15 protein-coding genes are annotated in these 18,258 nt (G+C 58.0%); 6 read left to right on the top strand and 9 right to left on the bottom strand.

What is annotated here, in order from left to right:
* Positions 1-26: 26 nt before the first annotated feature.
* Genes NOR51B_RS03955 through NOR51B_RS03935 form a run of 5 tightly spaced genes read right to left on the bottom strand, consistent with a single transcriptional unit; the run spans position 27 to position 7,530 of the window.
* Positions 27-1,574 (bottom strand): MltF family protein, encoded by a 1,548-nt coding sequence (locus NOR51B_RS03955; protein WP_009020404.1) that lies wholly within the window; start codon positions 1,572-1,574, stop codon positions 27-29.
* The gene (locus NOR51B_RS03950) at positions 1,571-4,486 is read right to left on the bottom strand and encodes a S8 family serine peptidase (protein ID WP_009021614.1); all 2,916 of its coding nucleotides are present in this window, start codon (positions 4,484-4,486) and stop codon (positions 1,571-1,573) included. Before NOR51B_RS03950 ends, NOR51B_RS03955 begins: the two co-directional genes overlap by 4 nt.
* A 17-nt stretch (positions 4,487-4,503) precedes the next feature.
* Complete coding sequence (locus NOR51B_RS03945; RefSeq protein WP_009021723.1) at positions 4,504-5,505, bottom strand: NAD(P)H-quinone oxidoreductase; 1,002 nt, start codon at positions 5,503-5,505, stop codon at positions 4,504-4,506.
* On the bottom strand, positions 5,502-6,446 hold the full coding sequence (locus tag NOR51B_RS03940; RefSeq protein WP_009019504.1) for an alpha/beta hydrolase: 945 nt from the start codon (positions 6,444-6,446) through the stop codon (positions 5,502-5,504). Before NOR51B_RS03940 ends, NOR51B_RS03945 begins: the two co-directional genes overlap by 4 nt.
* The gene (locus NOR51B_RS03935; RefSeq protein ID WP_009019486.1) at positions 6,421-7,530 is read right to left on the bottom strand and encodes an MBL fold metallo-hydrolase; all 1,110 of its coding nucleotides are present in this window, start codon (positions 7,528-7,530) and stop codon (positions 6,421-6,423) included. The genes NOR51B_RS03940 and NOR51B_RS03935 overlap by 26 nt, the downstream gene beginning before the upstream one ends.
* 76 nt (positions 7,531-7,606) lie before the next feature.
* Here NOR51B_RS03935 and NOR51B_RS03930 point away from each other — a divergent pair, with 76 nt between their 5' ends.
* The 5 genes from NOR51B_RS03930 to NOR51B_RS03910 all read left to right on the top strand — a co-directional run bounded on the left by NOR51B_RS03930 (position 7,607) and on the right by NOR51B_RS03910 (position 13,342).
* On the top strand, positions 7,607-9,214 hold the full coding sequence (locus NOR51B_RS03930; RefSeq protein ID WP_009020212.1) for a glycerol-3-phosphate dehydrogenase/oxidase: 1,608 nt from the start codon (positions 7,607-7,609) through the stop codon (positions 9,212-9,214).
* 312 nt (positions 9,215-9,526) lie between these two features.
* Positions 9,527-10,045, top strand: a complete 519-nt coding sequence (gene ectA, locus NOR51B_RS03925; RefSeq protein WP_230198397.1) for a diaminobutyrate acetyltransferase — start codon at positions 9,527-9,529, stop codon at positions 10,043-10,045.
* 59 nt (positions 10,046-10,104) lie between these two features.
* Positions 10,105-11,406: a diaminobutyrate--2-oxoglutarate transaminase gene (ectB, locus tag NOR51B_RS03920; RefSeq protein ID WP_009019881.1), complete on the top strand. Its 1,302-nt coding sequence runs from the start codon at positions 10,105-10,107 to the stop codon at positions 11,404-11,406.
* A gap of 29 nt (positions 11,407-11,435) precedes the next feature.
* Entirely contained in the window at positions 11,436-11,825 is a 390-nt protein-coding gene (locus tag NOR51B_RS03915; protein WP_009020913.1) for an ectoine synthase, read from the top strand.
* Positions 11,826-11,836: 11 nt separating this feature from the next.
* Positions 11,837-13,342 carry an aspartate kinase gene (locus NOR51B_RS03910; protein ID WP_009019083.1) on the top strand — a complete coding sequence of 502 codons (1,506 nt, stop codon included), beginning with the start codon at positions 11,837-11,839 and terminating at the stop codon, positions 13,340-13,342.
* A 3-nt stretch (positions 13,343-13,345) separates the two neighbouring features.
* On the opposite strand, the gene NOR51B_RS03905 is transcribed toward NOR51B_RS03910, so the two are convergent.
* From NOR51B_RS03905 to NOR51B_RS03890, 4 genes are all read right to left on the bottom strand, one after another.
* Positions 13,346-13,900, bottom strand: coding sequence for a chalcone isomerase family protein (locus NOR51B_RS03905; RefSeq protein WP_050759412.1), 555 nt, complete (start codon positions 13,898-13,900; stop codon positions 13,346-13,348).
* Positions 13,897-14,436, bottom strand: a complete 540-nt coding sequence (locus NOR51B_RS03900; RefSeq protein WP_009020375.1) for a DUF2878 domain-containing protein — start codon at positions 14,434-14,436, stop codon at positions 13,897-13,899. The genes NOR51B_RS03905 and NOR51B_RS03900 overlap by 4 nt, the downstream gene beginning before the upstream one ends.
* A gap of 77 nt (positions 14,437-14,513) precedes the next feature.
* Complete coding sequence (locus NOR51B_RS03895) at positions 14,514-15,881, bottom strand: aminotransferase (RefSeq protein ID WP_009021657.1); 1,368 nt, start codon at positions 15,879-15,881, stop codon at positions 14,514-14,516.
* 131 nt (positions 15,882-16,012) lie between these two features.
* Positions 16,013-16,849, bottom strand: coding sequence for a LuxR C-terminal-related transcriptional regulator (locus tag NOR51B_RS03890; RefSeq protein WP_009021594.1), 837 nt, complete (start codon positions 16,847-16,849; stop codon positions 16,013-16,015).
* A 191-nt stretch (positions 16,850-17,040) separates the two neighbouring features.
* Here NOR51B_RS03890 and NOR51B_RS03885 point away from each other — a divergent pair, with 191 nt between their 5' ends.
* The gene (locus tag NOR51B_RS03885; RefSeq protein ID WP_009020776.1) at positions 17,041-18,228 is read left to right on the top strand and encodes an acyl-CoA dehydrogenase; all 1,188 of its coding nucleotides are present in this window, start codon (positions 17,041-17,043) and stop codon (positions 18,226-18,228) included.
* Positions 18,229-18,258 lie beyond the last annotated feature (30 nt).

Below are 18,258 nucleotides of genomic sequence, written 5' to 3'. Positions count from 1 at the left end.
GCTGCGGGTCGTCCAGCCGGATGGATTCAATTCGTGATCCCCGCCGATTCTCTGGCGGATTCCTTGAGCGCATTCTGGCGCTCGATCATCACGTAGGCTACGTAGTATTTGTAGATATTGGCAACATACTGCACGGTTTCCCTACCAATGATTTCGGCGGCAATGACTTCGACATTATCGAACCAGCGATTGGGATCATAGCCGCGCTCCTCCGCGATACGACGCATCCGTCGGACTTTAGCGGGACCTGCGTTATAGGCGGCCAGTGCCAGCAACGAGCTGTCGAGCGGATCGATTTTCTCGCCACTGAAGTAGCGCTCCCTGAGGAACGCCATATATTTGGCACCGGCTTCAATATTGGGATCTACCTGTTCGATATTGGGAATATTGACGTTTTTGTCGCGGGCGGTGCTTTTGAGCAGTTGCATGACGCCAATCGCACCGGCATGACTCCGGGCCTCCTGTCGCAACTTTGACTCCTGAAAACCCTGAGCAGCGAGCAGGTTGGGGTCGATACCGTATTGTCCACCGTGACGCTGAAAATGATCCGCGAGTTCGAGATAGCGCGCGAGCTCTTCGTCCCTAAGGGCGTTTTCCGCCCAATCGAAATCCCGGACATAGCGGTTATAAAGAATATTGCCGAACAGGGTTCCCTGCCGATTGTCCTCCAGGAACGTGTTCAGAAAGCGCTGCAGTTCGGGGCTGTTCTGGCGCAGTGCCCACCCGAGGCGGGCGCCCTCGCGAAAGACCAGATCGTTGCGGACGGCAATATCATCAAAAACACCCTTCCACATCAACGGCTTATAGTCGTCCACAATGGTCCATGGCAACAGCCCGGCGTTGACCATTTCAATCACGTCTTCATCTTCCAGCAGTTCTGACAGGGGCTCTATAGCGATCGGTTCGAGTCCACGTTCGACGAGTTTACGACTCAATCGCAGGGCGCTGCTGTGGTAGCTCGAGGACGGGCGCAGGAAGAGCGTTTTACCTGCGAGATCGTCCAGTTTTTCGATGATAGGCGCACTCGGCCCAGTAACCAGTATTTCGCTGATGGGCTTGCTCGCTGGAATCGTGAAATCGACCCTGGCATTGCGCGCCTCGGTAATGGTTGTACCGGCAATCACAATATCACCCCTGCCCTCGATCAACGCACTGAACAGCTGGGCTCGGGAGACGGGTATGGGCACCACGTAGACCTTGAGGAGTCCGGTGTCATAGGCCTCGTTGACAACCTTTTCCAGACGCTTGGCAATTTCAACGACGGTTCCCTGGGGGCCGTCGTCGAGGTAGTAGCGCCCGGGCCCGTATACAGTAAGGACCCGGATTACCCTCGCTTCTACCAGTGTATCGATATCACCGGTGCGCACGGTGGTCAGTTCGAGTGCCGTCGGTTGTCCAGAAGATGCGGGTTTCGGCTCCACTTCTGTTAAGCCTTCGGCTTCAAGATTCTCGATTTCGAGGGCAACCGCAGATTCCTCGGTTGCGGGTGGCGCCGACGCCATCGCCGGCGCGCCGCCGTCATCAGCGCAGGACAGCAAGAGTAGGAACATCAGACCAATGGCACTGGATTTCACGGTGTTATCCTCGATTTAACCCTGAATTCAGAGTTGTCTTTGCTACTCTTGCTACTCGACGCAGTGACGGAACGCAGGTCGATAATGAAGTCGCTGGAAAAGTCGATCGACTCGCGATCGGTATCGACCTCGAGCAATACTGGCGAATCGATGGTTCGAAAGGCGCCACAGGTATCGCCAGCATCACAAATCTCAAAATCGTTGTCGTTGTCGGTGCCCGCCCAGATTTCGTAAAGGCCTTCGGGCAGCTCGGCAAGCTGGTACTGGTAATCAACCTCCGGTCGCGCCCTCGTTTCTGCAACGGCCTCGTTGGTAAGCGGATCATAAACCAGCACATAAACCGTACCAATATCTCCGGTCGAATCGCTGTCGACTTGCATGGTGATATCGACGTTTCGATTGCCGCTGCTCGACCGGAAAGTCACCGTGGCGCGATAGGTACCATCGGCCAGGGACTGTCGGTTGACCCCAATGCGCCACACTCCCAGCCCATTGGCATCGGTAGCTCCGCCGCGTGGAGTCACCCACGGCTGGTTAGCGACGACCTCAGTGACATCGAGCGACCCGCCGCCCGCATTACTGACTACCAGCTCCAGTTCGCTCCGAACAGCGCCGAAATTGAGCGAGCCGGTTGAGACCGTCAATAGGGGTGTACGCTCGACGGTGCTGCCGAGGCTTTCGAGGGCCGCGTCTACCGCCTTCTGCGCGTTAATCACCCCCCAGCCGTAGGTATCATCTCGACCGGGTTCCCCCGTATCGTCGCTGAGTTGCCCCTGGTTCAACAGGGCGACAATATCGCTGCCGGAAAGATCGGGATTGACCGATCGCATCAGCGCCAATACACCCGCGACGTGGGGCGCCGCCATTGAAGTACCCGCGGCGAACACGTAGGCGGGCTGGCCCTCGCTGACGCCGAGGCTCAAGACGCCATCGGGATACCCGTCACCATTCAGGTCGGACTGCAGGTCGCCGCCGGGGGCTGTCAGATCAAGGGCGGGACCCTGATTGGAGTAGTCGGTTGCACGGCCCTGCAAATCCACAGCACCCACTGCGATGACATCATAGTAGCCGGCGGGAAAATCCACCTGCGAGTTGCCGTCATTACCGCTGGCGGCGACCACCAGAACACCCTGTTCGGCCACCCTCGAAAAAAGAGCCTGTTCCGTGTTGGAGAATCCGCTCCCGCCCAGGCTCAGGTTGATGATCGCGGCCGGCTGTGCCGGTAATATTCCCGAATCATTTTCCAGACCTGCAGCGAAACGAACGGCCTGCAGCACATCGTAAGTGGTACCGCCATCATCGCTCAGGGCGCGCAGGGGCATGACTCGCGCATTATAGGCAACACCCGCGATTCCCAGGCTATTGTTGCCCCTCGCCACTACGGTGCCCGCGACGTGAGTGCCGTGGTAGGAGGCGCCACCCGGGTCAGCAACGGGGGCTCCTGTTTCCTCGTCAATCACCCGCCCCTCGTCGGTGGGATCGGGATCAATGCCGTCACCGTCTCCCGCGGCTATGCTATCGCTGATGAAGTCGTAACCGGACACCAGCCTGCCGTCGAGTTCTGGGTGAGCGATGACACCGCTGTCCAGGACCGCAACAATCACCCCCGGGTCACCCGCTGTGATGTCCCAGGCGCTGGCGAGTTTGATCAACGGGTAGTGCCACTGCAGCCCTAAAAACTCATCGTTGGGGGTGCTGAATGCCTTGACCACCCGATTGGGGGTGGCGCCGGCAACGCCGGGATATCCCCCGAGTCGTTTGGCCAAAAGCCAGGTGCCCCATTGGTCTTTCAGCGCCTTATCGTGGGATAGGGCGTTGTGTATTTCAGTTACCCGTACATCCTGCGAAGAGCCTGGGCCGAATGCCTTATCGCCTGCCAGCAGGCGCTCGCGGCCCAGACCACCGCCGCGCTGGCGCAACCCGAAACGTTGCAATGCTGAGCGTCGGCGCGATGCGGCTTCATCAGTCTTGAGTACGCCTTCACCCGAGAATTGGGCGATGATTTCACCCGGCACCACCCGTGATCGCGATCCGATATTGGCATTACCGACCACAAGGTTATAACTGGACGCTCCGGCGAACAGAAAAGGGTTCAGAAAATAGACGCCATTGGCCGGGAATGCCACTTGTTCGATCTCGCCCGTGTCGACGGAGAAGTCGATGATCTCGCCCTGCTCGTTGTAGAGGTACAGGTCGATGTCGGCGGTGTCGAAATCAGCGATGATCAGGGTGGCCGATTGGCCGGCGAAGGCCTCAATGCGAAAGAAATCATCGAGATCGCCCGTAGCGGCCAACTGCCCGGAGGGTCCTTCTCCCGGTGCGTTGAGATAGCCACCGATGGTTGCTGGATTACCGAGACTCTGGGCACCGGACAGCGTGTTGTTGTCTCCCAGCCCATTGTCGCGATTGTTGGTGTCGTCGTCGATCACCGATCCGGCGAGCACCGAGAGCTGCCCCGAAACACTAAAGGCGTTTTTGTTGAGGGTTGCGAGCGCTTCGAGTGTCGCCTCGCCGTCGCTTGCCGCAGTGGTAACACAAAGCGGCGTGGCCAGGTCGCCAGCGGTGACATTGCAGGTGCCGGTCTGGTTGGGACACAGGTTTCGATCACCAGTGCCCCAGCCGGCGAATTGGTAGCCTGACGCCGTGGTGGCGCTGAAATTCTCGCTGAACCCGTCCACGGTAATGGTGAACTCACAACGTTGGCCGGCAGCGCAGTTGAATTGGGCACTTTCCGACTCGATGGCGACGCCCTCGGCGGCGAGCAGTACGAGTTGGCACTGATTGGGGGCTGGGGGACTGGCACTGTTATTTTCGCCACCGCCACCGCCACCGCCACCGCCACCACAGGAGAGCAGGCTCACTGTCAGTAGCAGGGTGACTAAACCGCCCGGAGTTGCGCGCTCAATACCCATAGGCCATGACCATCTCGTCAGGCCAGGTCAATCTGACAGTCGAGCAGGAGCTTGCCGGTGTGCGTACCCGTTTGCATCGCCTCCTGTGCCTCCAGCGCCGCCGCGAGTGGGTAGGTTGCGTGGATGACCGGTTGGATCCGGCCCTCCGCAATCAAGGGCACAATATGCGTTCGAATATCGATGAACGCCTGGGTCTTGTCCTCCGTCGATAATCGACGAAGCGTGCTGCCCGTCAGTGTCAAGCGCTTCATAAACAGTGTCGCCAGATTGATCTGGCTTTTGACACCGCCCATGATGCCGATACAAACAATGCGACCGTCCACGGCGGCGAGGTCAAAGCAGGTTGACGTGAAGTCACCGCCGACCATGTCGAGTACCACGTCAATCTTGCCGCTGTAGCCCGCCTCATCGAAGGCTTCTCGCAGGTCCTGGTCGCGGTAATTGATCACCGCTTTACAGCCCAACTGACGCAGCATTTCGCATTTTTCATCGCTGCCGGCGATGCTGACCACCTCGCCGCCCATGGCGACGGCCATCTGAATACCCAGTGTGCCAATGCCACTGGTGCCGCCGCTCATCAGCAGTCGTTCACCCGCGCTAAAGCCGGCGCGGACAAACACGTTGGACCAAACAGTAAGCAAGGCCTCTGGTAGTGCGGCGGCCTGCTCGAGGCTCAGATTTTCGGGTACTGAAATGCAATGATCGGCACGGGCTATACAGTGACTGGCGTAGCCACCACCGTGGGTGAGTGCACAGACTTTATCGCCTACTTTGAGTGGGTCGACATCATCACCTGTTGCCAACACAATTCCCGAGACTTCAAGGCCCATGACGGGAGAGGCATCGGCGGGTGCCGGATAAAGTCCTTTGCGCTGCAACAAGTCGGCCCGATTGATACCGGCGAAGGCGACTTCGATGAGTACTTCGCCGTTTGAGGGCGTTGGAATCGCATCGGTATGCAGTGACACCGATTGGTCATCCTCAATATGGGCAAAGGTGCGTTGTGTTGCTGTGTTCAAGGGCTGACTCCGTATTGCTGATTATCCAAGGGTGTCCGTTGAATAGATGATGCTGAGCTGGAGTTGGTCAGGGTATCCAGCCAGTCAGTGACTTGTTGAAGAGCGCGTTGGAAAGCCTCGGTTGGGCCCTCCGAAACCGCAAAACCATGGGCTTCATCGCTGTAGTGATGGCTGCTTATTGCCACGCCGGACTGGCGTAGGGATTGTGCCAGCCGTTTACCGTCATCGCGGATGGGGTCCCGCTCTGCTGTAATAATCAGCGTGGGTGCAAACCCTCGCCAGTCGCGGCGCTTGCCGAAGAACAGTGTATCGAGTGACGGGTCGGCGGGTGCGGTGCCCGCCAGGTACATATCGACGAACCAGCGCATTACGGGCGCCGTCAGTGGGCGGCTCCGTGCGTGTTCCCTGTAGGAAGGCAGTCCCGCCGAGTAGTGCTCGCAGGCCGGATAAATCAGGAGGTTACCGGCGAGCCTGGGGTCTCTTCCAATACGAATGGCGGTACTTCCGGCAAGATTGCCGCCGGCGCTGTCACCGGCGAGAACGAGGCGACCGTTATTGGGTGCCAGCTTGTTCAGGTTGTCGATGATCCATCGGGTCGCCGCGTAGCAATCGTCGTGTGCTGCGGGCCAGGGGTGTTCGGGTGCAAGACGGTAGTCGATGGACATCACCGTGCACCCGGTAGTGTGGCTCAGCCGGGCGCAGTAGGGGTGGTGAGTATCCAGATCACCGATTACCCAACCGCCGCCATGAAAGAACACAATCAGAGGTTTGTCCGCAGAGCCGTGGTACATGCGAGCGGTGATCGGCGCTGGATCTGCCGGTATTACAAGCGTGCTGGTGTTAATCGCAGGGTTGATATGGCCACGCCACGCTCTTTCGTTGGTGTGCCGGTAATACAGCCTGACAATCCTGGCTTCAAGTCGCTTGAGGAGCTTTGTCATCAGTTTCGCTGCTTATGATCCGGGACTCGGGAATTTGTCGATACCAGTGCACACCGTCTTCGTCGGTGTGCTTGCTGATGTTGCCTCGATGCAGCAGCAGATTGAGGTGGGCCAGTGCCTCCCCCGCTGCCATGACGTTGACGCTGTCTGGCAACGCCCGACCGAACAGGCACTCGAAACAGTCAACCGCCCGGCTGGGTTCCTCGAGCAGTTCGTACAGTGACTGCAAACTCGTGCGGTGGAAAGCAATCAGTTGACTCAGCCGGATATGCAGACCTTTAAAAGGTGACTGATGCGAGGGGAGCACCAACAGATCATCGGGCAGTAAATCGGTCAGCCGGCGACAAGAGGCCATCCATTCGCTCAGGGGATTACCCTCGGGCTCGGTGGGAAACACCGATACGTTGGAGGTGATACGCGGCAGGATCTGGTCGCCGGAGATCAATAGCTTTAATGCGGGACAGTAGAGACAGGCGTGTTCCGGTGAGTGGCCGGAGCCTACGATCACCTGCCAGTAACGACCGCCAATCGTCAGTGTTTCGCGGTCAACAATACGTTGATAGCTGTGGGGTAGCGAGCCAATCATTTTGCCGAAGCCGCCAAAACGGCGCCGATAGTCATTCAGGGCAGCATCGTCGAAACCGGCACCGCGGTAAAAGTTGACCGCGGTTGCGGGAGCCTCCTGGCCAGTGTAGCTGATCAGATTCCAGCAGGTCAGGTATTCCTCCCGGGTCATAAGCAGTGGGCAATCGAACCGATCACATAACCAACCCGCCAGGCCCACATGGTCCGGGTGCATGTGGGTACAGATCACACGCTTGATCGGCCTGCCCCCCATTACACCTGAAAACAGATTCTCCCAGTGTTCCCGGGCTTCGGGTGTATCGAGACAGGTGTCAACCACCGTCCAGCCGTCCTCGTCCTCCAGCAGCCAGATATTGATGTGATCTAGCTCCATTGGCATGGGTAGCCGAACCCACCAGATACCATCGGCAACCTCGAAAGGCGCGCCCTCTTCCGGATGCAGATTGTAGCCCCAGGGGTACTGGAGACCGCGGTACTTTTCATTGGTTATGGTCAGCATGGCGCTATTCTACACGTCGCGGATGCGATTAGAGCCCATCTCGTTAAGCTAAACTGTTGGTCCGAAGGAGGGGGTAATGACAAGCGAACGCGATGCCATGCTGTCACGCCTCGCAGGTGGATCGGTAGACGTACTGGTCGTCGGCGGGGGTATTAACGGAGCGGTGGCTGCTGCAGCCCTCGCGGGACACGGTGTCCAAGTGGCGCTGGTTGATCGCGCTGATTTTGCCAGTGGCGTCAGCTCCCACTCCAGTAATCTGGCCTGGGGGGGAATAAAGTATCTTGAGTCCGGTGAATGGAGGCTGGTGCGAAAGCTCTGTCTCTCCCGTAACCGGCTGATGGACGCGTTTCCCTCTACGGTACGGGAAATCCGGTTTTTCACCAGCATCCAGCGCGGTTTCAGGATGTGGTCGGTGCTGGTTTGGCTGGGCGCCCTGCTCTACTGGTTGATGGGCAATTGCCGTATGTCGGCCCCGCGATTTCTCCGGCGCAAAACCATTATCGCTGAGGCCCCGGTGATTAATGCGAGCGAGGTCGTCGGCGGTCTGGAGTACTCGGATTGCTATCTGTTCGACAATGATTCCCGCTTTGTATTCAATTTCATTCGCAGGGCCATGGATGCCGGTGCTACTGCGGCCAACTATACCGAGGTCACCGCACTGGAGTTCTCCAGTGACCAGCAACACTGGCAAGTCTCGCTTCGGGATTGCGAGGCGAACCGGGATTTGCAGCTCACCGCCAAAGTGGTCATCAATGCCACGGGCCCCAATGTGGATAGGCTCAACGCAACGGTCGGGGTCGACACCGAGCATCATCATTTATTGTCAAAAGGCGTTCATCTAATCGTCGATCGAGTGACGCCGCTGGCAAAAGTACTGACTTTCTTCGCCAGTGATGGGCGATTGTTTTTCGTCATCCCGATGGGGCCCAAGACCTGCATTGGTACTACCGATACCCAAGTGGCGCGGGCCGAGGTATCGGTAAGCAATGAGGATCGGGATTTTGTCCTGGCCAATGCCAACGCGTTGCTGGAGCTGCCCGAGCCGCTGACTCGTGACGACATCATCGCCGAGCGTGTGGGTGTTAGGCCGCTGGCCATTGCGGGTGCCGACACGAGCCGTGACTGGGTTCAGCTTTCCCGGAAGCATCAGCTCGAGATCGACGACGATCGCCACTTTATCAGTATATTTGGCGGCAAACTGACCGACTGCCTGAATGTGGGTGAGGAGCTCGTGGCCGCGGTGTCGCAGCTGGGTGTTATCACCCGGTCGCCGGAGCAGCGTTGGTACGGCGAGCCTGACGCCACCGACCGGCGGCGATTCCTCGAGCGAGCGCAGCACCTGGCGCTGGATGAACTCACGGAAGATGGGGTTTCCGAGCCGCTTTCGCTCCGGTTTTGGCGCCGCTACGGGAATTACGCCAATGAACTGCTCGATACCATTGGTGAGCATCCTGACAAGGCGAAACTGGTCATCCCCGAGGCCGAATACACCCATGCCGAATTGGAACTCATGTCCCGTCGAGAAATGATCGTGCATTTCGATGATTTTCTGCGCCGGCGCTCAAAGATCGCGCTGGTGGTCCCGGGCCGTTCCCTGCGCAAGGAAAGCACGTTGCGGGGCGCGGCTCGATTGCTGTTTGGCGATAGCGCTGCAGCGAAGCTTGCTGAGTACCTCGAGGGCTGATACTTCGGCCAGCACCGCAAAACCACGTTTTTTATCCGAGGGCCGGGTTGACGCTGCTCCCGTTCGCTATCCACGCCTGCGACCAGACCTTCCGCGATTACTGATACCTCGAAATCACCGATAAAAGTAGTTTTTGGGCGAATAATTCACTTTGAAGGTAGTTTATAGACCGTCATCCGAAATTTTGCTGCTATAAGCACGAATATTGCGTATTTTTGAACCAAAATTGACTCGTTGAAGTAACAAGCACAGTTGATTTTTTTTGTTAATTCGCTATTATGCGCAACCGAAATAATTTGGAGACAAACTATTTTGTCGTCTGGTACCGCCAGTCTAGACATTGAATTTAGGCAGCCCACCGCAGAAGACGGTGCGGCGCTTCACAGGCTTATTGCGGCCTGCCCGCCCCTGGATACGAATTCGACGTACTGCAATCTGATTCAATGCAGTCATTTCGCAGGTTCGTCCGTGGTGGCGCAGAGCGGCGATGGGCGCCTGCTGGGGGCGATAACCGGGCATCTGATACCCGAGCGCCCCAACACACTGTTCGTGTGGCAGGTGGCGGTGCATACGGACGCCCGCGGTCACGGTCTGGGGGTGCGCATGTTGGAAGCGCTCGTTAAGCGGCTGCAGCCCCACGGCGTCGAGTACATGGAGACGACGGTCACCGACGATAATCATGCGTCGTGGGCCATGTTTGGTCGTCTGGCAGACAATGCGGGTGCCGAGTTGCACCGAAGCGTGTTCTTTGATCGCGACCGGCATTTCGAGGGCGCTCACGACACCGAGTTCCTGGCGCGTATAGGGCCTTTGACGGCGACCGCACCCTAAAACAGTCTCACCACATCCCGCAAGCACTTATTTATCAGTCCCAAGACAGGAGAGTCACTATGGGTATTTTCAAGGAAATGGAATCAGAAGTACGCAGCTATTCACGAGCGTTTCCGGTCATTTTTGACCGCGCGCAGGGTGAATTGATATACGACCGCGAGGGCAAGACCTATCTGGATTTCCTCGGCGGGGCCGGAACCCTCAACTACGGGCACAACAACCCCCGCTTCAAGGACGCGCTGCTTCGCTATATCGAAGACGATGGCATCACCCATGGCCTCGATATGCATACCCGTGCCAAGGCGGAATTCCTCGAGGCCCTGCAGAAGCATATTCTTGAGCCGCGCGACCTCGATTACGTGGTCCAGTTCACCGGACCCACCGGCACCAACTGTGTTGAAGCAGCGCTGAAGATCGCCCGCAAAGTGACCGGCCGTGAAAATGTCATCAGCTTCACCAATGGTTTCCACGGCGTCAGTATGGGGGCGCTCGCCACTACGGGTAATTCCCATCATCGTGGTGCAGCAGGCACCACCCTCGGTGGCGTGACCTTTATGCCGTTTGATGGCTACCTCGGTGAGGGCATCGATACCACCGAGTACCTCGACAAAGTATTGAGCGATGGCAGCAGTGGCATCGATTACCCCGCGGCGGTGCTGGTCGAAGCGGTACAGGGCGAGGGTGGCATTAACGCGGCCAGCCTCGACTGGCTGCGCAACCTGAGCGAAGTCTGCAAGCGCCACGAGGTACTTCTCATTCTTGACGACATTCAGGCCGGATGCGGTCGAACCGGTCAGTTCTTCAGCTTTGAAGCCGCCGGCATCAAGCCCGACATTGTGACGCTGTCAAAGTCCCTCTCGGGCTATGGCCTTCCTTTCGCGATCACCTTGCTCGCGCCTGAGCTTGACCAATGGAAGCCCGGTGAACATAACGGGACCTTCCGCGGCAATAACCTTGCCTTTGTCACCGCGCGTGCGGCTATCGAGCACTACTGGACCGACGACGCGTTCGAGCAGTCGATCCAGAAAAAAGGCGAGTACATCCGCCAGCGCTTCGACGCCATCAACAAAAAGTATGCCGGCGGTCAATTTGAGTTGCGTGGCCGCGGCATGATGCGCGGTTTGGCCTGCGATTCGGGCGACCGCGCCGGTGCGATCTGTAAGGCCGCCTTCGAGCGCGGTCTGATCATTGAGACCAGTGGTGCCGACGACGAGGTGGTCAAAACCTTGTGTCCGTTGACGATCAGCGATGCCAACTTGCGTCGCGGCCTCGACATCCTCGAGGCTTCGTTTGCCGAGGCGTGCGCCGATATGGCCATCACCGAGTCCGATGCCGGCGATAGCAAGGCCGACGCGGCGTAACCGGGTAGCCAGCAGGGAGGAGCAAAACAATGATCGTTCGACATTTGAAGGAAGCACAGGCCACCGATCGTCGCGTGGTTGATCCCAAGGGCAACTGGGAAAGCACGCGCTTGCTGCTAAAGGACGACGGCATGGGCTTTTCGTTTCACATGACCACCATCTATGCGGGTAAATCATTCCGCATGCACTATGTGAATCACCTGGAGTCGGTCTATTGCGTCCGGGGCAAGGGCAACATTAAAACCCTGGATGACAATGTGGTCTATGAGATTGCGCCGGGCACCGTCTATGCCCTCGACAAGCACGATGAACACATTCTTACCGCCGAAACCGAGCTGGAACTGGCTTGTGTCTTCAATCCACCGGTGACGGGTCGAGAGGTTCATAACGCCGATGGCGCTTACGAGCTCGAGGAGTAAAGGTTACCGTTATGACACGTAAAGACAGCGTTGATGCTGTGGTCGATCGCACCCGTTTTTCACCGGAAAAGGGCTGGGGTGCTCACACGGTCGAAAAAATCGGCGGCACCTCGATGAGTGAATACGCGTCCGTCCGCGACAACGTGATTTGCGCGGGTGGTGGTCCTGAGCAGGCCATTGGTCGGATGTTCGTGGTATCGGCCTATGGCGGAGTGACGGATCGTCTGCTGGAACACAAGAAAACCGAAGAGCCCGGTGTTTTCGCCAGCTTCCGCGAGGCCAGTGACGGCAGCACATGGCGCCAGTCGCTTGACGCCGCCAAAGTCTATCTGGACCAGATCAATCGGGAGTTGTTTCAGACCGCATCAGGCCTTGCCGATGCCAATGCGTTTATCGACAAGCGCATTGAAACCCTGCGGGGTTGCCTCGAAAATGTAGAAACCCTGTGTCGCCACGGGCACTTTTCGCTGGATAACCAGCTCGACGCGTTGCGCGAGATGCTGGCGAGCCTGGGAGAGGCCCACAGCGCCTGGAACACGGTTCAGCTGTTGCGTCGCGACGGTATCCCCGCCGAGCTGGTGGATTTGTCCGGCTGGACTGATGAAGGGGATTGCGACCTCGATAAGCGGATTGTGGACGCACTTGCGCCACTCGACATTACCCAGTGTGTCCCCATCATTACCGGCTATGCCCAGTGCGCCGAAGGGCTGATGGATCGTTTCGACCGCGGCTACAGTGAAATGACGTTTAGCCGGGTCGCGGTGCTTACCGGTGCCCGGGAGGCGATTATCCACAAGGAATATCATCTCAGCAGTGCCGATCCGAAGGTGGTCGGTGCCGACGTTGTGGTTCCGATTGGGCGCACCAATTATGACGTGGCGGACCAGTTATCAAGTTTGGGAATGGAAGCGATCCACCCCCAGGCGGCGCGAGGCCTCAGGGAGCAGGATATTCCCCTGCGAATCAAAAATACCTTTGAACCCGAACATACGGGCACGCTGATTACCGCTGACTATGTGAGCGCGACGCCCCGTGTGGAAATCGTGGCCGGTAGGCGTGGGGTCTATGCGCTGGAGGTGTTTGACCAGGATATGGTCGGTGCCATTACCAAGTACGATCAGGCCATCCTGAAGGTACTCGAGCGCTATCGCGTCCGAGTGGTTTCCAAGGACATCAATGCCAACACCATTACCCACTTTGTCGCCTGTAATCTGAAGACGCTTAAACGGGTGGTACTTGAGCTCAACGAGGTATTGCCCGGCGCTGAAATTGATCAACAGCAGGTGGCTATTGTGTCTGCGATCGGCAGCGATATGAAGATCAAAGGCGTTCTGGCGCGAACTACACTGGCGCTGGCGGAGGCAGGTGTCACGGTGAGTGCGGTGCACCAGTCCCGACGGCAGGTTGATATGCAGTTTGTTGTTGCCGAGAAGGACTACGACGCTGCGGTGTCGGCGCTACACGCCAAGCTGGTGGAGGTTGAGGATCACGGCCGGGCTATTGCCCTGGCGTCGTAGGCTTCAGGACGCTTTGCCTAACAGGGCGGCCCGGATTTCAGGGCGAGAGGTATCGGGCGACAGCCATATGGCGGTGAAATGCTCCGCAAATAGTGGGTCGTCGATGGATCCTATCGGCTGTTCGTTGAGATAAAACACACTCACCTGATCTTCATTGACCCTCAACGTCAGGCGATCACCATCGGTGACGTCGGGAAAGAAGGTGCGCAGCGACTCGATCCAGTCGAGCTGTTTGGGATGGCTCAGATTCTGGCTGGCCCACTCTTTCTGCGTTCGTTGTAGCAGGTCGGCGCCCGATACCTTCCTGAGATATTCGATGTCGAGGACCAGTGGGCGAGTCCCGCGTTCATACGTGCCATCAGCAGTAAACAGACGACTGTCGTAGACATCAAACAGAAAGACCGAAAGCCTGGCCTCGCCGACCTGGGTAAGACCTGCGGCAGGATCTGACACGTCGTTGGGTTCGCTGGTGTCGGCGGCGAGGACGAACGATACCTGCATTCCGACACCGGCGATTGCCAGGCTGAATACAAGTCCAAGGTATTTGCGGATATTCACAGATAATCTCCTGTTAACGCGCTTCGTCGACTAATCCAAAACAACAGCGGCAGAAGCGCCGCCCACACCGGGACCAGAATCCACAGGGTCGTGGCCGTGCCCAGTGGTAACGCAACGGCCCCTGCCTGGCTACCCACCCAGTAATTGAAGGGGACGGCCGCTGCCCCGGCCACCGCTGCCAGCCAGAGGTGTTTGCCAAGGTAGGCGAGGCTGCGGCTCAACGTGGTGGCAAAAGCGAACCAGACGAGCATCAGCCACAACGGCAGCACCACACCATCGCCGAAATCAAAGACGCCGCTAACACTGAGCGCGGTATCGACCGTGACACCTATCAATATGACCGGTGCCAGGCGCCGCAGTTCCCTGACGGTACTTTTCACAAGTAGCAGGTGCAGGGCGACGAGCAGCAATGCCAGCGGCAACCACACGTCGCGGCCCAGAACACAGGCAAACCAGAGCGTCTGAAACCAGACCGCATTGAACACCACGCGGTCGGTCAGGTCCCTGTTTCGTATTACAGAAATGAATTCATTCACGACGCAGTTTACGCAGCGGCGTCCCGGGCGGATCCACCCTTGCCGCTGGGTCCCGTCGTGACTGGCAGGGCTATCGCTCAGCTGATTCCGAACTGCCTGGCGGTCTTATCCAGTGCTACCGTCAGCTTTGCCACCAGGTTGTCGATTTCGTGGCGCTCGGTGACAAACGGTGGCGCCATAATCATCGCGTCGCCGGTCTGGCGTACCATCAGCCCATCTTCGATGGCGACGTCGCGACAGTACACCGCGGCGGCAGAGTCCGGCGCGATTCGGGTGCGTGCCGCTTTATCGTCGGTGAGCTCTACGGCGGCGAACAGCCCCTTGCTGCGGACCTGTCCGACAATCGGGTGATCGACCAGCGATTGCAATTGCGCATTGAAGTGTGGTGCCAGATCCCGGGCGGAAGACTCAATAATACCCGTGTCCTCATAAACGGCCATCGTCGCCAGCCCCGCGGCGCAGGACGCCGGGTGCCCGGAATAGGTCAGGCCGTGGGCAAAGTCGCCGGCACCGTTGAGCAGGACGTTGCTCACCTTGTCGGCAACCAGACAGCCGCCGAGTGGCATGAATCCGTTGGTCACGGCCTTGGCAAAGGTAACCAGATCGGGCTCGATATCGTAGGTCTCAAAGCCAAACCAGTTACCCGTGCGCCCAAAACCGCAAATGACTTCGTCGGCGATAAACAGGATATCGCGTTCTTCAAGAATCTTTTTCACCGCCGGCCAGTAGCTGTCGGGGGGGATAATGACGCCGCCCGCACCCTGAACAGGTTCGGCGATAAACGCGGCGATATTCTCCTCACCGAGCTCGTCGATCTTGTCGGCCAGCGCCTGGGCAGCGTGGAGACCAAATTCCGCTTCGGACATATCCCCACCGCACTCGTACCAGTGGGGCTGCTCGATGTGATGGACATAATTGAGGCCCATGGTCTGCTCGTGCATAGACTTCATACCGCCCAGCGAGCTCGCGGCGATAGTGCTGCCGTGGTAGGCGTTATTGCGGCTGATAATGTGTTTTTTGTTGGGTTTGCCCAAAAGGTCGAAGTAGCGATGGACCAGCTTGATTTGAGTATCGTTGGCTTCAGAACCTGAATTGGTGAAAAACACGTGCTGGAAACGCTCGGGTGTCAGTTCACACAGCTTTGATGCCAGTTCTACCGCGGGCTGGTTGGAGCACCGAAAGAAGTTGTTGTAGTAGGGGAGCTCCTGCAACTGATCGAATACGGCCTGCTTGATTGAGTCCTGGTCATAACCGAGATTGCAGCACCACAACCCCGACATGGCATCCTGAATCTTGTTGCCATCAGAATCGTAAAGGTAAATATGCTCCGCACGACTGATGATTTTGCCACCGTGGGCCGCATAGTCCTTGAAGTCCGTGAATGGATGCAGGTGGTGAGCCTGGTCAAGGTTTCGCAGGGTCTGGGTATCAAGCTTTGCAGTCACGGTTTTCTCCTCACTTCATCACGCTAAAAGCGCATGGTTTCATAGATGCTCGGCATCGCCACTTACCCATCAGGGGTGGCGGGCGGGTAACATTCCAGGTATCGGCGGTCAGTGACAGGCTGAGGGAGCGATCATGGCTTGCTGGGTTTGGCGTGATAAGCCACCAGAGGGTCGGGGTCGCCCCCTTCCGGATTATTGGCCAGTGCATCCATGAATAAATAGAACAGCTCCGCCTGGGATCCCACGTCGAGCTTGGCGTAGGCGTGCTTGCGATGCAGCTTGACCGTTTCCGACGAAATGCCCAGTTTCTCGGCAATCACACGGGTGCTGTTACCCAAAAGCACAAGCTCGGTGACCTGCTGTTCCCGGCGGGTCAGGACGCTGGAGCCGAATGCAGCCAGAGAATCATGCAGATGCTGGCGCAGGTCGCGCGCGCGCCCGGGGCCGCTGTCAGTAGCCCAATGCTGTTGGCACAGGGCAGTTACCGCCGGGTAAATAGCCGTCAGGAGGTCGGCGTCGCGCTTTCGAAAACGCCTCGCTTTAGAGGTCATGCCCAGGGCAATACTGACAAAGCCGCTACCCAGCAATGGTACGTTCAGGCCGCACTCGTCCTGGTAGCCGCAATTGCGGTACCAGGTCTTATAGTATTCGCTGTCTTTAAAGCCCCGAGGCGCGAGCTCGCCCAGGCGAAAAACACCAAAATGACCTTCGATGGCCGTCACCCGATAAAAGGGGTCGAGCAGGAACGGCCCACGGATATACGTGTCCAGCGTGGTCTTGCCCAGCGCCTCTACGGGCTGGGCGAATTCGACGATCGGTAACTGCCCCTCGCGATAAAACAGCAAGGATCCGTCATCCGCGCCCGACAACTGCTTGAGCATGCCAACCAATGCTGCAGAGAAGGGCTCGTGGCCCAATGTGGGCACAACCTGGGCAATTTGCTCGGCGAATTTCGCTAATGTCGACATAGAACACGCAATGACTATCGATTCGTAGCTCTAGTGTACGACATGGGCCGGCTAACGCCATGGCAATTCCCCGCATTCGGTTTTTGTGCGAGAGACGGCGCTTTTGCAGGATGGGACGGGGCAGATATTTCAGGATTAAAATATCTGCTAATATTGTTTTTTTTGATCAGCATCAATGACAGGAGCGGGCAATGGGCGCAGGCAAGCGTGTTTGGCAGAAATTAGACTGGCAGGACCCGTTTCTGCTCGAAGCACAGCTCACCGATGAGCAACGCATGGTCCGGGATTCCGCGCATCAGTATGCCCAGAGCAAGTTATTGCCCCGGGTAAAAGATGCCTTCCAGAAGGAGCTTACCGACCCTGAGATCTTTCGCGAGATGGGCGAAATGGGCCTGTTGGGCAGCACTATCGACGGTTATGGCTGTCCGGGTGTCGATTATATTTCCTACGGTCTTGTGGCCCGGGAAGTGGAGCGCGTCGATTCCGGGTACCGCTCGATGTTGAGTGTGCAGTCCTCGCTGGTGATGTACCCGATTTACGCCTTCGGTACCGAGGCCCAGCGCGAAAAGTACCTACCCAAGCTGGCGACCGGGGAGTGGATCGGCTGTTTCGGTCTGACTGAGCCCGATTACGGCTCAGACCCCGGCGGCATGGTTACCCGGGCTCGAACGGTCGATGGCGGCTACTCCTTGAGCGGCGCCAAAATGTGGATTAGCAACAGCCCGATCGCCGACGTTTTCGTCGTCTGGGCCAAGACCGATGACGGTGTTATCCGCGGTTTTGTGCTTGAAAAGGGCATGCCCGGTCTGTCCGCGCCCAAAATTGAAGGCAAATTGTCGCTGCGCGCCTCCATTACCGGTGAAATCGTGATGGAGGACGTCGTGGTCGGAGAGGACGCCCTCTTACCGGATGTTGAGGGCCTAAAAGGGCCGTTTAGCTGCCTGAACAACGCCCGCTACGGCATTGCCTGGGGCGCACTCGGTGCTGCGGAAACCTGCTGGCATGCGGCGCGTGATTACACCATGGAGCGCAAGCAGTTCAATCGGCCGCTGGCGGCGAATCAGCTGGTGCAATTGAAGCTCGCGGATATGCAGACCGAGATTTCGCTGGCGTTGCAGGGCTGTCATCGGGCCGGTGTGTTGATGGATGCCGGTCAGATTGCCCCGGAGCTGATCTCGCTGATCAAGCGCAACTCCTGCGGCAAGTCGCTGGACGTGGCGCGCAAAGCCCGAGACATGCTCGGTGGTAATGGTATTTCGGACGAATACCCGGTCATGCGGCACATGATGAACCTCGAGGTGGTGAATACCTATGAGGGAACCCATGATATCCACGCGTTGATTCTGGGTCGTACGCAGACCGACATTCCCGCCTTTTGATGGATGTTGCCGCTTAGAGCGGTCCTGGTA

Source organism: Luminiphilus syltensis NOR5-1B, from assembly GCF_000158175.1.
Classification (GTDB): Bacteria; Pseudomonadota; Gammaproteobacteria; order Pseudomonadales; family Halieaceae; genus Luminiphilus; species Luminiphilus syltensis.
This window is presented reverse-complemented; position numbering and strand designations above follow the sequence as displayed.

Bases quoted from the DNA above. Each gene is read 5' to 3' on its own strand.
- NOR51B_RS03950 (WP_009021614.1), bottom strand. From the start codon at position 4,486: ATGGGTATTGAGCGCGCAACTCCGGGCGGTTTAGTCACCCTGCTACTG.
- NOR51B_RS03940 (WP_009019504.1), bottom strand. From the start codon at position 6,446: ATGACAAAGCTCCTCAAGCGACTTGAAGCCAGGATTGTCAGGCTGTAT.
- NOR51B_RS03935 (WP_009019486.1), bottom strand. From the start codon at position 7,530: ATGCTGACCATAACCAATGAAAAGTACCGCGGTCTCCAGTACCCCTGG.
- NOR51B_RS03930 (WP_009020212.1), top strand. From the start codon at position 7,607: ATGACAAGCGAACGCGATGCCATGCTGTCACGCCTCGCAGGTGGATCG.
- ectB (WP_009019881.1), top strand. From the start codon at position 10,105: ATGGGTATTTTCAAGGAAATGGAATCAGAAGTACGCAGCTATTCACGA.
- NOR51B_RS03915 (WP_009020913.1), top strand. From the start codon at position 11,436: ATGATCGTTCGACATTTGAAGGAAGCACAGGCCACCGATCGTCGCGTG.
- NOR51B_RS03910 (WP_009019083.1), top strand. From the start codon at position 11,837: ATGACACGTAAAGACAGCGTTGATGCTGTGGTCGATCGCACCCGTTTT.
- NOR51B_RS03890 (WP_009021594.1), bottom strand. From the start codon at position 16,849: ATGTCGACATTAGCGAAATTCGCCGAGCAAATTGCCCAGGTTGTGCCC.
- NOR51B_RS03885 (WP_009020776.1), top strand. From the start codon at position 17,041: ATGGGCGCAGGCAAGCGTGTTTGGCAGAAATTAGACTGGCAGGACCCG.